This is a genomic window from Sporanaerobium hydrogeniformans, assembly GCF_002735925.1.
Classification (GTDB): Bacteria; Bacillota; Clostridia; order Lachnospirales; family Cellulosilyticaceae; genus Sporanaerobium; species Sporanaerobium hydrogeniformans.
The window spans coordinates 1-18,220 of sequence record NZ_PEDL01000031.1 but is presented as its reverse complement, the minus strand read 5'-3'; the positions used below and the strand labels follow the sequence as shown (position 1 = coordinate 18,220).

The 18,220-nt window shown below is 34.8% G+C and carries 14 protein-coding genes and 1 other annotated feature; of the genes, 12 read left to right on the top strand and 2 right to left on the bottom strand.

Going from position 1 to position 18,220, the window contains the following annotated elements; genetic code table 11:
• Window positions 1-62 precede the first annotated feature (62 nt).
• The 5 genes from CS063_RS16185 to CS063_RS16165 all read left to right on the top strand — a co-directional run bounded on the left by CS063_RS16185 (window position 63) and on the right by CS063_RS16165 (window position 4,843).
• The gene (locus CS063_RS16185; RefSeq protein WP_099450729.1) at window positions 63-1,013 is read left to right on the top strand and encodes a type I phosphomannose isomerase catalytic subunit; all 951 of its coding nucleotides are present in this window, start codon (window positions 63-65) and stop codon (window positions 1,011-1,013) included.
• Window positions 1,014-1,381: 368 nt separating this feature from the next.
• Window positions 1,382-1,981 carry a copper amine oxidase N-terminal domain-containing protein gene (locus CS063_RS16180; protein ID WP_099450728.1) on the top strand — a complete coding sequence of 200 codons (600 nt, stop codon included), beginning with the start codon at window positions 1,382-1,384 and terminating at the stop codon, window positions 1,979-1,981.
• Between the two features lie 70 nt (window positions 1,982-2,051).
• A complete protein-coding gene (locus CS063_RS17740; protein WP_099450727.1) occupies window positions 2,052-2,303 on the top strand; it encodes a hypothetical protein in 252 nt (83 codons plus the stop codon).
• A 70-nt stretch (window positions 2,304-2,373) separates the two neighbouring features.
• Window positions 2,374-2,955, top strand: a complete 582-nt coding sequence (locus tag CS063_RS16170; protein ID WP_180270837.1) for a CPBP family intramembrane glutamic endopeptidase — start codon at window positions 2,374-2,376, stop codon at window positions 2,953-2,955.
• Window positions 2,956-3,017: 62 nt separating this feature from the next.
• Window positions 3,018-3,276: a binding site (T-box leader), on the top strand.
• A 76-nt stretch (window positions 3,277-3,352) separates the two neighbouring features.
• Complete coding sequence (locus CS063_RS16165; RefSeq protein WP_099450725.1) at window positions 3,353-4,843, top strand: sodium/proline symporter; 1,491 nt, start codon at window positions 3,353-3,355, stop codon at window positions 4,841-4,843.
• A 448-nt stretch (window positions 4,844-5,291) separates the two neighbouring features.
• Here CS063_RS16165 and CS063_RS16160 read toward each other — a convergent pair whose 3' ends face one another.
• Complete coding sequence (locus CS063_RS16160) at window positions 5,292-5,771, bottom strand: TIGR03943 family putative permease subunit (protein ID WP_143452480.1); 480 nt, start codon at window positions 5,769-5,771, stop codon at window positions 5,292-5,294.
• Window positions 5,772-6,026: 255 nt separating this feature from the next.
• Here CS063_RS16160 and CS063_RS16155 point away from each other — a divergent pair, with 255 nt between their 5' ends.
• From CS063_RS16155 to CS063_RS16135, 5 genes are all read left to right on the top strand, one after another.
• Entirely contained in the window at window positions 6,027-6,386 is a 360-nt protein-coding gene (locus CS063_RS16155) for a BlaI/MecI/CopY family transcriptional regulator (protein ID WP_099450723.1), read from the top strand.
• Window positions 6,383-8,278, top strand: coding sequence for a M56 family metallopeptidase (locus CS063_RS16150; RefSeq protein WP_099450722.1), 1,896 nt, complete (start codon window positions 6,383-6,385; stop codon window positions 8,276-8,278). The genes CS063_RS16155 and CS063_RS16150 overlap by 4 nt, the downstream gene beginning before the upstream one ends.
• 152 nt (window positions 8,279-8,430) lie before the next feature.
• The gene (locus tag CS063_RS16145) at window positions 8,431-11,598 is read left to right on the top strand and encodes an S-layer homology domain-containing protein (protein ID WP_099450721.1); all 3,168 of its coding nucleotides are present in this window, start codon (window positions 8,431-8,433) and stop codon (window positions 11,596-11,598) included.
• 131 nt (window positions 11,599-11,729) lie between these two features.
• Entirely contained in the window at window positions 11,730-12,083 is a 354-nt protein-coding gene (locus CS063_RS16140) for a PadR family transcriptional regulator (RefSeq protein ID WP_099450720.1), read from the top strand.
• On the top strand, window positions 12,064-13,404 hold the full coding sequence (locus CS063_RS16135; RefSeq protein ID WP_143452479.1) for an FtsW/RodA/SpoVE family cell cycle protein: 1,341 nt from the start codon (window positions 12,064-12,066) through the stop codon (window positions 13,402-13,404). Before CS063_RS16140 ends, CS063_RS16135 begins: the two co-directional genes overlap by 20 nt.
• Window positions 13,405-13,494: 90 nt before the next feature.
• Here CS063_RS16135 and CS063_RS16130 read toward each other — a convergent pair whose 3' ends face one another.
• The gene (locus CS063_RS16130; RefSeq protein WP_099450718.1) at window positions 13,495-15,189 is read right to left on the bottom strand and encodes a methyl-accepting chemotaxis protein; all 1,695 of its coding nucleotides are present in this window, start codon (window positions 15,187-15,189) and stop codon (window positions 13,495-13,497) included.
• Window positions 15,190-15,784: 595 nt separating this feature from the next.
• Here CS063_RS16130 and CS063_RS16120 point away from each other — a divergent pair.
• On the top strand, window positions 15,785-17,272 hold the full coding sequence (locus CS063_RS16120) for a hypothetical protein (protein ID WP_099450716.1): 1,488 nt from the start codon (window positions 15,785-15,787) through the stop codon (window positions 17,270-17,272).
• Window positions 17,273-17,465: 193 nt separating this feature from the next.
• The gene (locus tag CS063_RS16115; RefSeq protein WP_099450715.1) at window positions 17,466-17,927 is read left to right on the top strand and encodes a methylated-DNA--[protein]-cysteine S-methyltransferase; all 462 of its coding nucleotides are present in this window, start codon (window positions 17,466-17,468) and stop codon (window positions 17,925-17,927) included.
• Window positions 17,928-18,220 lie beyond the last annotated feature (293 nt).

Here is an 18,220-nt window from a genome sequence, read left to right as displayed (position 1 = left end):
AGCGTCTCCAAAGCACCTATTTGGAGGCGCTATTTAGTAGATACATATTTAGGAGGTTACAAATGTTAAAATTAAATCCAGCTTTTAAAGACTATATTTGGGGCGGGAACAAGTTAAAAGAGCTTTATGGAAAGAAGACTACTTTACAGATTACTGCAGAAAGTTGGGAGTTATCTACTCACAAGGATGGTCCTTGTACTTTGCAAGAGGGGGAAGGGAAAGTTATTACATTAACTGAGTATCTTAAAGAGAAGGGTAATTTATTAGGTACGAAAGCAGCTCAGCAAGATGAATTACCTATTCTTATAAAACTTATTGATGCCAAAGACCATTTATCTGTACAGGTACATCCAGATGACGCCTATGCCATAGCTAATGAAGGTGACTTGGGAAAAACAGAAATGTGGTATGTGCTAGAAGCGGAACCAGGAGCACAGCTTGTTTATGGCTTTACAAAGGATATTACAAAAGAAGAGTTTGAAATTTATATTGCAAATAACACTTTAACAGAGGTGCTTAACTACGTAGAAGTAAAAAAGGGTGATACTTTTTTTATCGAACCAGGAACTATGCATGCTATTGGTAAAGGTCTCGTGATTGCAGAAGTACAACAAAGCTCCAATGTTACTTATCGTGTATATGACTATGGACGAGTAGGGGGAGATGGAAAGCCAAGAGAGCTTCATGTAAAACAAGCTGTTGAAGTAACAAACTTAAAAGCCGCTAACAAGAGTCATGTGACTTATGAAATGCAGATACATGAAGGTTACAAAAGGGGACAACTGGCAAGCTGCAACTATTTCAATGTGGAGTTTATAGAAGTAGATACACAGGCACAGCTGAGAGTAGATGAGACTTCCTTCCATGCCCTTCTTATCCTTGAAGGTGATGTAAAGATAACTTTAGGTGAGGAAATACTTGAAGCAACTAAGGGAGAGACACTTTTTATACCAGCTCAAAAGGCCAATTATAAAGTAGAGGGTACAAGTCAAATACTTTTATCCTATTTATAGAAGTAAACAAGTTAAAAAGGATGTTAGCGTATAAAAAGGATTTATAGTATATAACTAATATTTATAAGTTCCTATGAATAAGAGGTCTATGAAACTGGAAAATCTAAAGGAGTTTCATAGGCCTTTTACTATTTAATAAATGAATGTTTGTTCTATAGAATTGTAATGAAAATGACTCATTAAGAATGACTTATTAAATTGTAGATAAGACTTTCTGCTGTTATAATAAAGTAAAATCAAGATACAGGAGGGAATAAATAGATTTAGTATTACAAATAAATTAAACATGGGTAAAAATATTTTTAATGTATATATTATAGAGATAGAGTATTATATAATGTAAAAATAAAAAGAAGAGGGGGAAATGAATGAAAAAAAACATATTAATAAGTTTCTTTACCTTTTTACTTGTTACAACAAGTGTACAAGCAGCTATTTGTAACTGTCAAATAGTAGATAGAACTTTACCAAGGGAAGAGAGACATGAAGCAGACTGCCCTATTTGTACATATATGTTTTTAATTGAAGAGGATAGTGTGGTTTATCTAGATTGTTTAGTAGAAGAGGGAACGACTTTAGTAGAAGTAAGAGGTTTAGCAGAAGCCTTAAAGATGGAAGTAGAGTGGGATGACAATAAAAAAGCAGCTACTTTAAAAAAGGATAGTACAAGCATTACTTTATTTATAGGCAAAAAAGAGGTACTGGTTAATGGGGAAAAAAAAGAGCTTACTTTAGCACCTAAAGTGTATAATGAAAGGGCCCTTTATCCAGCCCGTTTTATAGCAGAAGCCTTTGGCTATGAAGTAAACTATGAAAAAACCAACAAATACCCATTTATAGCTATTTACAAACAAGTACCAGAAGCTCCAATAGATGCAAAAGAATATACGATAACTGAAAAAAGTGATGAAAAGCTAGAAGATAGAGAGTCTTCTAAGACAAATACTTCCTTAGAAGGAAGCAAATAGTAAAGTATGAGAGTGTACATCATAGGCAAAACTTAGAGGTACACTCTCATTTATTATAGGAGGAAAAAGGATGAAGACATTAAAAAAAGATAGGAAAACTCTAAGTGGAGGGACACTATTTTTTTGTATTTTATTTCCCTTTTTAGCTCTTGTTGGAGGAGGGATTCTAGGACAATTTTTAATTACTTTCCTCTATCCTTTTATAAATTGGCAAAGGGGGCAAGGATTTTTTTTTAGTTTCCTTGCAATTAGCAGTAAACTCAGCATGTGTAATCCTTATAGCAACTCTTTTCCTATGGATAAAAGAGAAGAGGGGACTTAGAAGTTTAGGACTTCCTCTTAGAAAGGGATTTATAGCTTCTTATTTATTAGGTTGGGTTATGGGGATTGTTATGCTAATAATCAGTGGACTTATAATAGTGGGGCTAGGATATGGTACGCTACATTTTGTAGGGATTACAGAGGAAAATAGGCACCTTTTTTTACTTATGGTACTTGCTTGGGGCATACAGGGGGCTTCAGAAGAGCTTTTAGTAAGAGGCTATATGTTTCAAGAGTTAAGAGAGAAAGCAAGTGTTAGCTTGGCTCTAATGCTATCCTCTTCTTATTTTGCTATCCTTCATTTAGGCAATCAAGGAATCACTATTATAAGTTTTATTAATATTATTTTAGCAGGTTTATTTTTTGCACTCTATTATTGGCAACAAGGTGATATTTGGGGGGCATGTGGCTTTCATAGCGCGTGGAACTTTACCCAAGGTAATTTGCTGGGTTTGCCAGTAAGTGGATTAAGTTTAGGGGGAGGCAGTATAATGCATTTACAGTTCAAAGCGGGAAATGAATTCATAACAGGTGGTGTATTTGGGGTAGAAGGGAGTAGTATATGTACAGCCATTCTGCTTATTGGGATAGGAGTGCTTTATTTACTTCTTTATAAGCAGGGCGAAATAGGTAATATAAAAAATATTAGATAGAAAATTTAAAATACACTTGACAGTATAGCTTGCCTTACTATAGAATGTGTTTAATATTACACTTTAAAGCGATGAAGAGAAAAAGTAAAATGAAAAGGTTTTTTCAGAGAATTCCCGGTTGGTGCGAGGGATAAAAGGCTTTCATTTGAATACATCTTGGAGTGTTGTTTCAAACGGTTATCAAGTAGAGACAAACGGGCTGCACACGTTATCGTGCTAGAGTATAAGTAAGGTTTAAGCCTTGCCGTACTTGAAGAGGTTATCTTCGTGAGGAGATAGCGAAAAAAGGTGGTACCACGGGAGAGCGCTCTCGTCCTTTACATAGAAGGATGAGAGTTTTTTATTTTGTCCAAAAACGAATTATTAAAAGGTAAACAGAGAGGGAGATGAAAGCAAAATGAAAGTATTGTTCCTAGTAGTATTTATTGTAGTTATGATTGGTGTAGGGCTGTATAGTAAAACAAAAATTAAGAACTCAAACGACTTTTTCTTAGGTGGCAGAAATATGGGAGGGTGGATTACAGCTTTTGCATATGGAACCTCTTACTTTTCGGCAGTTATTTTTATTGGTTATGCAGGAGGCTTAGGTTGGAAATACGGAGTATCTACTACATGGATTGGTATAGGAAATGCTATCTTTGGGTGCTTCTTGGCTTGGAAGCTTTTAGCTAAAAAAACTCGTGAGATGACGCATAAATTAGAGGCCCGTACCATGCCTGAATTCTTTGAAAAGCGTTACCAAAGTAAGAATATGAAATTTATGTCAGCCATTATTATCTTTGTATTTTTAGTACCTTACACTGCATCTGTTTATAAAGGTTTAGGATATATCTTTGAAAGCTCTTTTGGTATTAGTTTTAATGCTGCTATTTTCTTTATGGCACTTTTAACAGCTGTTTACCTTATCTTAGGAGGCTATGTAGCAACAGCTATTAACGATCTTATTCAAGGGGTTATTATGCTCGTTGGTTCTATGCTGATGGTTTATTATGTGGTAACAAATCCAGCTGTAGGTGGTATTGTAGAAGGAGTTCGTCGGTTAGGAGAATTAGACCCAACACTTAGTATGCCATTTAGCAGTAGTGAAAAGGCTCTTAATTTGTTTGGGCTTGTGTTTTTAACAAGCTTTGGTGTATGGGGCTTGCCACAAATGATTCATAAATATTATGCCATTAAAGATGAGGCAGCTATTAAAAAGGGAACCATTATCTCTACAGTATTTGCTTTAGTCATTGGAGTAAGTGCGTATTTCTCAGGTTGTCTTGGAAGATTATTCTTTATCCAAAATGGAGAAGCTGTTATACCAGCAGGTAATCCTGATATGATTATTCCAGTTATGCTAGAAAAGGCACTTCCAGCAGCGTTAATGGGTGTTATCATTGTACTCATTCTTTCAGCATCCATGTCCACTTTAGCATCACTTGTACTTATTTCAAGTTCAACAATCTCCATAGACTTTATTAAAGGGTTTATTGCACCTCAAATTTCTGAAAAAAAGATGATGCTGACAATGAGAGGTTTTTGTGTCCTGTTCGTAGCACTTTCATATGTTATGGCAGTCTTCCAGAATAATACTATTGTTTACTTAATGTCCTTATCTTGGGGAATTATTGCAGGAATGTTCCTAGGACCTTATCTCTTTGGTTTATGGTGGAAAAAAACAACTAAGGCAGGTGCTTGGGCAGGTTTTGTAGCAGGTGGTGGTATCATTGTAGGCTATCTTATTTTTGAAAAATTAGGCCTGATGAGTATCGATATGCCAGTTGTATCAAGTGCAGCCATGATTGCCTCTTGTATCGTTGTACCTCTTGTAAGCTTAGTAAGTACACAAATGAGTAAAGCGCACATTGAAGCAGTATTTGGTAAAACAGAGGAAGTTAATGCATAAATAGGAAATATAAAAAGATGTCCTAGATTGTTCTCATTTAAGAGGAGACAACTGGGGCATCTTTTTATATTTAGGCAGGAGATAATAAATTTCAGTTTGTTGGGGTGCTCTTAGGAATTTGAAAGTCAAGAAAAAGAAGAGGTATAGGCGCGGCCGCAAGAAAGAAGGCTTTTCTCCGGTTTCTGGGTCCTCGCCTTGGCAAACTCTAGGTTCAGTCCTGTAGACTAACGGTCCTACCTATCACAAGTGCCTTTCTTGTGATAGGTAGGACCGTTAGCCTATTGGACTGAACTTAGATTTTACCCATCCGAGGACCGAGAAGCTGGAGAAGAGCTCCCTTACTTGCGGTCCCTGAGAACACCCCCCTATCCCTTTCCTTTTAGTAGTATTATGTGTAAAACACCCCAACAAACTGAAATGTGTTAAATGTTTTTCATACATATAGTAATTAACTAGAAACTTTTTCAAGTCCAGGGGTTGCTTTAGGAGTGAGTTTAGTAACACGGACAATAGGATAGGCCTCCCCGTCGATATCTATTGTTTCGATGATACCTTCTATCTGAGCCCAAGAGCCTTCTTTAGGCCATGAGCCATCGTAGGTACAGTTGAGGCCAACAGAGATAGTATGAAAATGATCTCCATCGGGAAGATCATAATAGCGTGTGATAGCATATTTGTAACCCAAATCATTTTCAGCAACAGTAGTTACTAAGCCTTCCATGTGAATGGTTTTGCCTATATAATCATCTATTTCGTTAAAGATGGCATCAAGTTGAGCGACAAAGTTAATATCACCTACAAAAACATCGTTGAGAGTAACGGTACTTTTACTTTGATCTTGAGAGGTTAAGGTGGTCGTGTTCTCTTCTGGTGACTTAGGAGTAGTTGTATCAGAGGCACAACCTACTAAAAAGCAGAGACTTAACAATAGTACTAATTTCTTCATTCGTAGTTATCCTTTCCTACTAAATAAACTAAAACGAGTTAATTAGTAGTATAGCATGCCTGTTACCATTTGAATAGGGAAATAATGGGATAATTAATTGCTTTAAACAAATATACTTCTAGTTTATAAGGTAATTAAAAGGAGACGAAATAAAAAGAATATTCAGTTGACAAAGTAGGTTTATTGAAATAAACTTAATCTAAAGGGTTTATTACAATAAACCTAGGAGGTGGGTGAATGGAGATTTTTAAATTATTTGATGCGGAGTATAAGTTTTTAAGTATTATTTGGGAGCTTGAACCGATTAATTCCACGGAGCTTTGCAAGGTATGTTTAGAGAGGTTAGGATGGAAAAAGGCAACGACTTACACCATGCTTCGTAAGCTTGCTAGCCGTGATTTCTTGAAAAATGAGCAAGCTATAGTGACAACTCTTGTTAAACGTGAAAAGGTACAACGTTATGAGAGTGAAGCGTTATTAGAGAAGGCTTTTGATAATTCCTTGCCTTCCTTTATTGCTGCTTTTTTGAAGGATAGGAAGCTGTCAAAGGAAGAAGCAGAAAAAATAGAAAGGCTCATAAGGGAGGCTACCGAATGACAGCTCTATTTATGGGGGTTTTAAAGCTAAGTTTTACGGGGAGTTATGTGATTTTAGTAGTAGTATTAGGGCGTTGGTTTTTGAAAAGGATTTCTTATAGTTTGGCTTATGTGCTATGGGGTGTAGTAGCATTTCGTTTGCTTTGTCCTTTTGCGTTAGAGTCTAAAATAAGTTTATTACCGCTCCCTATCAAAGAATATGCGAGTCATTCATTTAATGAAAGGAATCAAACGATAGGTTTAACGCAAGAGGTCAAGCAAGATACTCTCGAGCAACTACAATTCAAACAGCCTTTAGAGGAAACACAAAGTGAACTTAGTAAAGAAACTCCGATTTTACCAAGTAGGGAGTTAGTGACACAAAAAAAAATAATGGATAGACTTGCGGTAATTTGGGAGATAGGTGTTATAAGTTTAATAGGTTATAGTATATTAAGCTATTGGCGATTAAAGAAAAAATTAGCTTTAGCTACGTTAATAAGAGCTAATATTTATGAAACAGATAGGATTACGACACCTTTTGTGATGGGTATAGTATTGCCACAAATCTATTTGCCTACAGAGCTTCAAGAACAAGAACGACTCTATATTTTAAAGCACGAGCAAATACATATTCAGCGAAGAGATTATTTGATAAAGCTAGTGGCCTTTATTACCTTAGTTTTACATTGGTTTAACCCTTTAGTATGGCTAAGCTATAGATGGATGCTTAAAGATATGGAAATGTCTTGTGATGAGATTGCCCTTAAGGGGTGTGATAAGTTGCTACGTACTTCTTATTGTGAATTGATGTTTTCCCTTGCTAAAAAGCGAAGCAAATTACTAAGTCCCTTAGCGTTTGGAGAGAGAGATACCCTCTCTCGCATCAAGAATATACTCTATTACAAAAAGCCATCCTTTTGGAGTGTTATAGTAGGGATAGGGGTAAGTATATTACTCCTACTAGGGTTAGTTTTTAATCCCATTTCTAAAAAGGTAGTTGAAGTACCAAGTCATAAAGAGGTTGAAGAACTTGCCCATAAGGAAGTTAAATCTTTACCACATACTTCACTTGAACCTCAACAACCTAACTTTTCTAAAGAAGCAGTACAGTTTTTGGAAGATAAATTAGCAATTATTTTATCATCTCCTTTGGAATCTTCTAACCCTCAAGATTACATAGCTGCTCATGAAATAGAGTATGAAGAGCTTCTTAAACATATGAATGAAGATACTTTAAACTATATGCTTTCGGAGTTTGAAAAAGGGAATATAGAAGGCTTACGTGGTCAACTTCTTATGAGGCTATGTAAATATTTATTAGGGGAAAGAGATAATGTCCCTAATGAAATGATTCCACAGGAGTGGTTTAGTAAGCTAAAGCCTAGAGAGGAAGTAAGGTTACCTAACTTTGTTTATAAAGGGGAGCATCCTAAGCTTAAGCTAGTTTATGAAGCGGCTATGGAAAAATACAGTAGGGAGGATGGTTCCTTTACGATTGTTGCACCTTACATTTATGGTGAATATGAAGAAAAGAATAAGCTAAAGCTTATAGTAGTCGTTTATGCAGAAAACTATCGCCTATATGATAAGGTGTTAGCGAGTGTAGGAGGAAGTATTATTCCAGCAGCTATAACTTATACCAAAAATGGAGATGGGACTTATACCTTAGAAGAATACAAAGAAGCCATGGACGGGGGATTATTTCGCTCTTCTATAGAGGAATTCTGTACCATGCCTGTATCTCAAAAACCTATAAAAGGTCTTGCAGATCTTGTAATGAATAGTCACTCAGATAATGTGAATGAGCTGAAAAAAATACAGAAAGAAAATCTTATACAGCATCTTCAAGCTAATAAGCAATATGGTATAATGTATCATTCTCAAGATGATATTTATACCCCTCTTACATAGAAGGAAACGTATAATAAAATAGGAAGATATATTGGTAAGAGGGGAAGCAAAATATATTTAAAATATTTAGAAAAATAATATTGCTATTAAGAGGAAGGCAAGTTATCCTATAATAAATGGAAAATAATGGATATGCATTGAGGAGGAATAGTATGTATAGAAAACGAATGATTAACTTACTGAGTATAGTATTAATTATTAACCAGTTATTTTTTTGTGTGCCTTATATGAAGGCAAATGAAGAATATGTTGAACACGATATAGCAACTGGAAACCTAAGAATTAGTGACAATCGTACCTATCATGTGACAGGGACAAGTTCTTCTTACAATATAGTCATAGAAACACATAGTAGTCCAACTGTTATTTTAGATAATGTAAGTCTTACTCCAACAGGTACTTCTTTATTCAATCCTATTCGGTTAGAAGGTGATGCAAAGGTAGAGCTGGAGTTGAGAGGAGAAAATAATATAGTTAACAATACAGCCTATAGTATATGGGCTGGTATTCGAGTAAAAGGGGAATGGACAATAAATAGTAAGCATGAAATAAGTCAAACAACTGAGCAAATGAAGGAAACAGCAGCTTTAAAAATAAGAGGGAGTGGTAGCCTTAAAATAATAAATAAGAACTATGGGGCAGGTATAGGAGGAAATGGAACAATGTATCAAGACGGCAGGGGGGGAGAGGCTGCAGGGTATATAGTGATTGGTGATGAAGTAAGATTAGAGATTATTGAGGAGGGCAGAGGAGCAGGTATTGGAGGCGGAGGAAGCATGGATAAAGAAAACTTAAATACACTAGGCGGAGCGTATGGAGGTTTTCTGTGTATAGAAGATAATGCCTCTGTAGAGATAACAAGTGGAATAAGCAGAAATGGACAAAATGTAGCAGGTGCATCTATTGGTGGTGGAGTCAGGGGTGCTGGAGGGGACATTACTATTAAAGGGAATGCTGAAGTTAGGATTACCTCTCATTATACAGGAGCAGGTATAGGAGGTGGCAGCCATAACGACAATAATGCTTGTACTATTTATATAGGAGAAAGTGCAAAAGTAAAAGTAACTGCCACACATATGGGGGCAGCTATAGGTGGAGGAAGTTCAGGGACGAGTGGAAAAATAAAAATAGTAGGGGATACACAGGTAGAAGCGGTTACGAATGGTTCAGGAGCAGCTATAGGCGGGGGATATAATGGTGTAGCTAATCAAATAGTGCTTAAGGAAAGAACGAAGGTAAAAGCCATAAGTACCAGTATGGGTCCCTGTATAGGTGGAGGAAGTGTTGTTAATTTAGATACGGGACTTAATGAAAACAGCTTTGGATGTAGAATATTATCCAATCTATTTATTGAGGAAGAAGCACAACTTACCCTAGAGGCAACAGGAAGAGGGGCGGCAGTAGGCATGATTTCATTCTATAGCTGTTTTGATATAAAGGGTGGCACTATAAAGATGAGTTCTCAGCAACAAGGAGCTATAAGAAAGGAAAACATTTTTAATAAAGCCTTTAAGGATTTTGCGTTGCAGGGAGGAAGTGTGTCTGTTAATCCACCTAATAAAGACTCAGTAGTCTATAGAGATGAGAAAGTAGCATTTCCACTTATAATTGAAACAAGATTTAAAAATAAACGTATCAATTATTCTCTTAGAGAAGGTGAAAGTTTATATGTCTATACAGATGAGTTAGGACGGTTTTATCCATGGCTTCCAGAGGGAGATTATAAGCTAAAGGTTAATTCAGAAGATCATGAAGATGTTTATGTGATAGTAGTAAATAAAGATAGAAGCTATCATGTTACGTTAAGTGAACCCCCTAAGTGTTTATGCAGCACAATAGCCATAAACTTTGAGGGAGGACAAATAGAGTTAGGAAAGGATGGAGAGGCAGTAGAAATACCATTATTAGGAGAAGCCATGATCTCTTTAAATGATTGTCCTTACCATTTAGAGGATAAGTTTGTTATAAGTTATGTTATAGATAAAGACTATGCGAATACAGCAAATGCTTACATAGTGTCTGAAGGAGTAGATAAATTAAAAGTGACTACGCCTGGAGAAGTAAAGGTAAAGTTAATAGCTAACCAAGAGGGAAGAGAGGAGTCTGTAGAAAAGGGAGAAATCTTTAACGTTATTTTACCAGACATACCACAAGAAGGACAGTGTCTATGTGAAAAGCCTAAGCTTCACTTAAATAGAGATGTGATCTGGTTAGAGGGGAAAGAGTGGGGAGTCTATAATCTTCAGGGTGAGGTAATCCCACAACTTAATGGATGTGCATTGCACGAGAATCCACAAACAAAGATTGTTTATGAATTGGAAGAAGATGCACCTAATACAGCACTAGCTATTTTAAAAGAGAATAATCAAATTCAGGTTAAACAAGCTGGAATCTTTACACTTAAGGTGACGGGTATGGAAGAAAAGAGTGGTAAGCAAGTAATAGAAAAATGGATTTATAAAGTTGAAGAAAAGAAAGGTTCTACAGAAGAGCCAACAGCACCTAAGGAAGAGCCACCTTCTCAAGAGGAGCCACCAATACCCAAAGAAGAGCCACCTTCCCAAGAGGAACCACCAATACCCAAGGAAGAGCCATCTTCTCAAGAGGAACCAACGATACCCAAGGAAGAGCCATCTTCTCAAGAAGAGCCATCCATACCCAAGGAAGAGCCACCTTCTCAAAAGGAGTTAACAAAACCTAACAAAGACCCACTTATTCAAGAAGATAAACAGTTTTACTTTAAAGATATTGAGTCACATTGGGCGAAAGAAGCTATATATTTTGTAATTACAAAGGGTTTTTTAAAGGAAGGCAATAAAGAATATTTTTACCCAAATGCTCCAATTTCTCGGCAGGTTGGATTGGATGTAATAGATAGTTTGAATACATATGGTATACCCAAAGAGGAAGGGTATAAATCACATGAGATAGTGAGTATAAAGTATGAAGGCTTAGAACAATATGATAGTACACTAGGTAAGGTAGGTGTAGAGAGATTTTTAGGAGAAGAGAAGGAACGTATACTACCAATAAAGGAAAGTTTTATGACAAGAGAAGAGATGGTTGGGCTACTGTATGATTATACGCTTTATAGTAATCAAGCTCTACTTGCTACTGAGGATGAATTACCATTTAAAGATAAAGCAGATATTAGTAAAGATAAAGAGAAGGCAATACGGGCTTTTTGGTGTGCAGGGATTATTAGAGGAAGAGGACAGTCTATTTTTGCTCCAAAGGAAAATCTGACAAGAGCTGAGTTTGCTAAGTTACTTCAAAACTATATTTATTTTCAGGAAAACACATCCGTAAATAACTTTTAAACATAACAAATAGAATCCTATCACCTATTGCTTTTTGGATAGGGGATAGGATTTTAAACAAGGTTGACAGGGTTAAAGTAAAGCAGTATTATATACCTAGATATACAATGTATTGAATTAGGAGGTATAGTATGGCAATTAATAAGGAATTACTAAAAGGGACCACTACTCTACTCGTTTTACAGCTTCTTAAGGAAGGAGATAAATATGGGTACGAAATGACTAGGGAGTTAGAGAGGCGTTCGGATAATGTGTTTACTTTAAAAGAAGGCACGCTTTATCCTATCCTCCATAATCTTGAAAACAATGGAATGATAGAAGCCTATTGGGAAGATACAGAACTGGCTCGGAAACGCAAGTATTACCGTATTACTAAAAAAGGCCTCAAGCTTCTTGATGAGAAAAAACTAGAGTGGTTAGCGTATTCTAAAGGTGTAGGCAAAATATTAGGGGGAGGTGTTTGTGTTGAACCAATCTGTATCTGAATTCATAGGAGATATTTTACAGCACATTAAATATAAAAAAATACATCCTTATGTTGTAAAAGAGTTAGAAGACCATATTGAATCATTAAGAGAAGATTATGAAAGAGAAGGACTAGATAAAGAAGCAGCTTATTTGAAGGCTATAGAGCAAATGGGGGATGCAACCCCTATCGGAAAGGGACTTCATGAAATGCATAAGCCAAAATGTGAATGGTCACTGATAGTCTTATTTACACTTCTTATTAGCATAGGACTTCTAGCGTTAGGCGTTATGAAAGCTCACTATCCAGAAGGGTATGGGAATTACTATCTTTCAAAGCAACTTATTTTTGTTATATTAGGAAGTCTCGGTTTTTGGGGTTGCTATTTTAGTAATTATAAAAAACTAGAAAATAATGCAATACTCTTTTATTTAATAGGGATAGGCATAATGATTTATAATTTGCTTTTTGGGGTGCGTGTAAATGGAGTAAATCGATACTTACGAGTATTATTCTTTACCTTCTCGGCTATTAGGCTGAGTATACCCTTTTTAGTAATTGGATACATAGGATTTATAAGGAAGTGGACATCACCTAAACTTAAGAATGTATTAACTTTAGGAGTTTTAGGAGGAATACCTATTTGCCTTATGATGATTGTTTCTAGTATAAAGACAGGTCTTTTATTGGGCGTAGTATTTACACTTAGTTTGACATTTCACATCATAGGTAAAGAGTATAAAGGAACTAAAATAAAAGCATTAGTTACTCTTTATGGGACTTTGGGAGCAGTAGTAGGTTTAACTTTTTTTAGGATGATTTATGGGATAGAGTATCGCATTGAACGCCTTCGAGCTTTTTTTAATCCTGAAGAGGATCCTTTAGGGTATGGTTATATGTATCATGTTTTAAAAAATATTAGAGAGAATGCATCGGTGATAGGGGGAGAAGGGTTAGAAGGCTCTTTACCTGCTGGGGAAATTACTACAGATATGATCTTTACTTTTATAGTAGGAAGTATGGGATGGCTAATGGGGATTGTATTAATGAGTGTTATAGCCTTAGTTATTATTAGGCTTTTTAGGGCAGCTATGAAAATACAAGAAAGCTATGGAAGATTATTAACTCTTAGTATTTCTACTCTTTTTGCACTACAGTTTATCTTTAATATTGCTATGAACTTAGGTTATACACCTATTGTTGGGGTAGGACTTCCCTTAGTATCCTATGGTGGGACGGCACTCATAGTGGACATGGCATTATTAGGTCTTTTTATGAATGTCTATAGGAGAAAAGACCTTGTGCTTATAATGAGTCAAACCACGATAGGTGATGTTTAGAAGAGGAATTATAACAAATTAAGCCAACTCATGAAGTAAATGAGTTGCTTAATTTGTTATAAATAATTAAAGAATAAGAGGATGGGAAGTTTAGACTTGTTTAAGTTGAAATTGATTAATTAACTCTTTAAGAGTTTGTGATTGATTACTTAATTCCTCACTAGATGCTGCAGTTTCTTGAGCAATTGCGGAGGTGTTTTGTACAACGGAAGAAATTTGATTCATAGCTTTTGTAACTTGATAAACAGAAGTTGCTTGATTTTCTGATTCCTCAGCAATTTGATGGATAGTAATTGAAATCTCTTGAGAGGCTTCTAAGATATTTTTAAGTGTATCTGCAGTATTATCAGCTATTCGAGTACCATTTGATACGGCATTCATAGAATTTTTAATTAATGTAGCAGTATTTTTAGCACTTTCGGCAGATTTTGCTGCAAGTTCACGAATTTCAGCTGCTACAACTGCAAAGCCTTTGCCAGCATCACCAGCATGAGCGGCCTCAATGGCAGCATTAAGAGATAATAGATTAGTTTGTGCTGCGATATCTTCAATTTGTTTTATAATTTCGCCTATTTCGTTAGAGCTAGCATTCATTTCGTCCATTGCCAGTAAAAGTTCATTCATTTCATCATTACAAATGATTAATTGATCATAGCATTTACTGTTTTCCGTATTTGCTTTTTGGCAATTTTGAGCATTTTTATTAATACGATCAGATAAGTCTATTGCAGTAGCAGTTATCTCTTCGATATTGCTAGCTTGATCTGTTGCCCCTTGTGAGAGAGCTTGAGAGGCTGTTGCAATTTCTGTTGAACCACAAGAAACTTGTTCTGCAGTTTCATCAATATGTTTTAAAGTATGAGAAAGCTCATTAATGATAGTATCCATAGAAGTAGATAAATTATGATACTTACCAATATAGAGCTCTTTTGCCTGACTAGTGACGGTAAAATCACCTTTTCCAATATTCTCTAAGCTATAGATCATATCTTCTATAATATTTACTAGACGATAAATACAAGTTCTAATATTATCAGCAAGATGGCCAAACTCATCTTGTGAGGTGTAATCAATAGTGGCATGCTCAAAATCCCCTACAGATAGAGCAGACATGGCATTTTCAACTTTTTCTAAGGGTTCAGTAATCATTTTTGTAATAATCAAGCAAATGGCGATTGTGAACAGAATACTTATTACTCCTAATAAAATCATAAAAAAGATGGAAAGATTATTTAGCCTAGCTGCATCTTCGGATATTTTATCGACATGCTTTTGTGTATTATCAGCTAAGTCTACTAATAAATTACCTGCTTCTTTAAAGATAGGCATATACTGTTCTTCTATCATTTTTATGGCTTCTTTATTATGATTTGTTTTCATAAGGGTATATATTTCCTCTTTAATTTGAACAGTTGAAGCCATAATATTTCTAAACTTATCGATATCTGCAACATCCCCTAGATAATTTTCCTCTAATATGCTCATAACATCTTTAAGTACAGCTAGTTCAGCTTCGGCAGAATCTACTCTTTTTGAAGTAAGCTCTTTATCAGTTGTACATGCTGCTTTAAAGAGCTCCCTTTCGGTTGCGACCATGGCACGTCTAGCTGTCCAAAAAGCATTAATATTTGCCATACAGTTATCTGAGATTTTGTTAAGATTAGCACCCGCCATTTGGAAGTTCATAATAGCTATTATAATTATTGCAAATAGAAAGAGTATAACTACGCTAAAACCCATAATTAATTTTCTTTTGATTTTCATATTCTTTAGTAAGTTATGCATGACCTACCTCCTTTATAAAGTTTTGATTAAATTTACATAAATTATTGAAAATAAATTTTCTAAATAAAAAGGGACTATCTAAAATAATTTATGCTTTTTATAATGGGTATTAAGTTAGTATAACAGTTCTAAATAAAAAGAATATTGTCTAAGATAAATTGTCCAGTGTCACAGGATAGACAAAATGTGACAAAATATGCTTTTCTATTTCAAACACTTAATTAAAGAATAAAAGCTAAGACTAAGAATTCCATACCCCTTTTCTTGACTTTGAAATATAATCAGCTGTATAGTAACTACAAGGAAATACCTTAGTATGTTACGGCTACAGCTATACTATATAATGAGGAATGAAGTTATTAAAAATATTAATAAGATTACGTTGATAAAAAGTAACTATATGCTATTTAAAAAGTCTATCAAAACAGTAGAAGCATACTGTATGATAGACTCTATTTTCGTTACCGGAATTTTTGAGTATATTTATAGATATAAAGCGATTGCCTTTAGTTAGGGACTGTTTTGATCCTAAGTATGTACATTTCTATTACATTGGAAAAGAGTGCCCCATTATTTTTGTAAAGGGAGGTTTTATATGGTTCGATATGGTATATCCTATATACTGCATTTACTTGAAGTTTCTCCATCTAAACTAGCACAGAGCTTAAATATAGATCGGTCTTTGGTGAGTAAGTGGAAAAATGGTTCAAGAAGAGTAGATATTAATAATGAATATTTTAATGAATTAATAGAGTATCTCTTATTTATAAATGAAGAATTAGGTATCAATAGATTGGAAATATTTTTTATAAAAAGATATCAATTAAAGGAAGAATGTTTAGCCCAAGAACAAGTAAAAAAATACCTTAAAAAATTTATAATAGATAACATTTCAAGTGAAGTAACGAGAGAAAAATATGAAACACATAGTGAAAGACATATTATTCCGTTAAGTATCTATAATGGAATAGGGAATGCAAGGAAATGTGTACTTGAGCTTTTAGAAACAGCAGAGAGTCAGAAAAAACATAAGAAAATCATTTTCATATATTCTGGAAGCTTTGATATGTATATGGAGGAAATATCATTTAGGTGTTTAGTAATTAAGAAATTAGTAGAATTACTCGATAAAGGATTTAAAGTGGACTTAATTATCTCAGATTATGAGAATATGAAATGTATTCTACATTTTTTTACCCTCATCCTACATAAAAACTGCAAATTATATGTATGTCCTTTTATATCAAAGAAATTAGGATTATTTGCTATCCATAACATTCATAATCAGCAATTGGTTTTTAGTCTTTTTAATCAATCTATTAATAATTACTGTAGCTATACTTCAGTATTTCAAGATTCCCTATCTGTATTAGCTTATAACAATATTATTCAGTATATAAAAGTAGAGAGTACACCTGTATTTTGTTATTTGGAGCATAGACGTTTTCTTGAAGGGAGTATAGCATCTGATATTTATACTAAGCAACGTAGTTTATTTTCAACAGTTAGTGAGGCATATTATTATAATCAGGTACCTATTTATTTAGTAATGCAGGAGCAATTATTAATTGAAATATTAACTCATTCTATGTATTCATCAGAAAGAATTGAACGAGAGCTTAAGATATTTAGAAAAAGAAAAAGAAAAAGAAGAGTAATAAAAAGTTTAGCTAATAATAAGTTAGTACATTTTTACTCACTAGATTATTTAAGATATCTTTCTCAAAAGGATATCATTTATTATGGAAAAGATGATGTGGTATCTCAACCAGCTTTAGTATTAACAAAAGAACACTTTAAAAGGCATATGATAGATTTAGTTACATTCTTAAACCAATATGACAACTACACTGTTTGTTTAACTATAGAGAAGGTTGAACCTAATGGGGAAAGTATACATTACTGGTGTAAAAAAAATGAAATTTTGTGTGTGTTTGATAATGATAAGCCTGCTAATTTACTAGTGAGTGAAGATATGTCCTTTGTGAATTTGATATATGCTATATTTGAAAGGTATTATGAGGAGATCTCTACGGAGTTAAAATCAAAAGAAGTAGTAAGTGAACTACTACTTAGTTTATAGATAAAAAATAATCCCTAATCTTTTAACTGGTGTAAACGCTGAAGTTATACACGAAATATGCTATATTAAATGTAGAATATGAAAGGCTAGACAGAGTATTGTGTACTAGGTAATCTGAAAAGAATTAAATAGCTTAAGAAAATAAAGGTAGGAAGTTTAGGAGATATAAAAACAAGAGGAGGGGTAGGAAGTAATGCAGAAAAGGTATACATCTGTTTATGATACAATTATTGGTAAGGTAACAATTACAAGTGATGGGGAATTTATTGAAAGAGTATCTTTTGGAGTATATGAGGAGAGCTCTCCTTGTGCTCTCAATGACAGGGCTGCACTAGAATTAGAACAGTATTTTAAGGGACAACTTAAAACGTTTAATTTGCCGCTTAAACCTATAGGGACACCCTTTCAAAGGCAGGTGTGGGAAGCATTATCTGCTATCCCTTATGGAGAAACAAGGAGTTATAAGCAAATAGCAGAAGCAGTAGGAAATTCTAAGGCATCTAGGGCAGTAGGGATGGCTAATAATAGAAATCCTATTGCAATCATTATACCTTGTCATCGTGTAATTGGTTCAAATGGGAAGATGATAGGGTATGCTGGAGGATTGGATATTAAAGAATGTTTGTTGGCACTAGAGCAAACATATAAATTTTAGTTTGTTGGGGTGCTCTTAGGAATTTGAAAGTCAAGAAAAAGAAGAGGTGTAGGCGCGGCCGCAAGAAAGAAGGCTTTTCTCCGGTTTCTGGGTCCTCGCCTTGGCAAACTCTAGGCTCAGTCCTGTAGACTAACGGTCCTACCTATCGCAAGAAGAACGCTTGCGATAACGTCCCTAAAGACAGCCTACAGGCCTTCACCAAGACTTTGCGAAAGTCTGTGGAGGAAACCTGCGAAAAGCCTTCTTTCTTGCTCTGCACTGTGTCACGAAAGTTTAAATTTTTCATAGTCCTT

What these genes read in the sequence shown, in the direction of transcription:
- CS063_RS16185 (WP_099450729.1), top strand. Translation starts at nt 63, where the DNA reads ATGTTAAAATTAAATCCAGCTTTTAAAGACTATATTTGGGGCGGGAAC.
- CS063_RS16180 (WP_099450728.1), top strand. Translation starts at nt 1,382, where the DNA reads ATGAAAAAAAACATATTAATAAGTTTCTTTACCTTTTTACTTGTTACA.
- CS063_RS16150 (WP_099450722.1), top strand. Translation starts at nt 6,383, where the DNA reads ATGACAGCTCTATTTATGGGGGTTTTAAAGCTAAGTTTTACGGGGAGT.
- CS063_RS16165 (WP_099450725.1), top strand. Translation starts at nt 3,353, where the DNA reads ATGAAAGTATTGTTCCTAGTAGTATTTATTGTAGTTATGATTGGTGTA.
- CS063_RS16170 (WP_180270837.1), top strand. Translation starts at nt 2,374, where the DNA reads ATGCTAATAATCAGTGGACTTATAATAGTGGGGCTAGGATATGGTACG.
- CS063_RS17740 (WP_099450727.1), top strand. Translation starts at nt 2,052, where the DNA reads ATGAAGACATTAAAAAAAGATAGGAAAACTCTAAGTGGAGGGACACTA.
- CS063_RS16115 (WP_099450715.1), top strand. Translation starts at nt 17,466, where the DNA reads ATGCAGAAAAGGTATACATCTGTTTATGATACAATTATTGGTAAGGTA.
- CS063_RS16130 (WP_099450718.1), bottom strand. Translation starts at nt 15,189, where the DNA reads ATGCATAACTTACTAAAGAATATGAAAATCAAAAGAAAATTAATTATG.
- CS063_RS16140 (WP_099450720.1), top strand. Translation starts at nt 11,730, where the DNA reads ATGGCAATTAATAAGGAATTACTAAAAGGGACCACTACTCTACTCGTT.
- CS063_RS16120 (WP_099450716.1), top strand. Translation starts at nt 15,785, where the DNA reads ATGGTTCGATATGGTATATCCTATATACTGCATTTACTTGAAGTTTCT.
- CS063_RS16145 (WP_099450721.1), top strand. Translation starts at nt 8,431, where the DNA reads ATGTATAGAAAACGAATGATTAACTTACTGAGTATAGTATTAATTATT.
- CS063_RS16155 (WP_099450723.1), top strand. Translation starts at nt 6,027, where the DNA reads ATGGAGATTTTTAAATTATTTGATGCGGAGTATAAGTTTTTAAGTATT.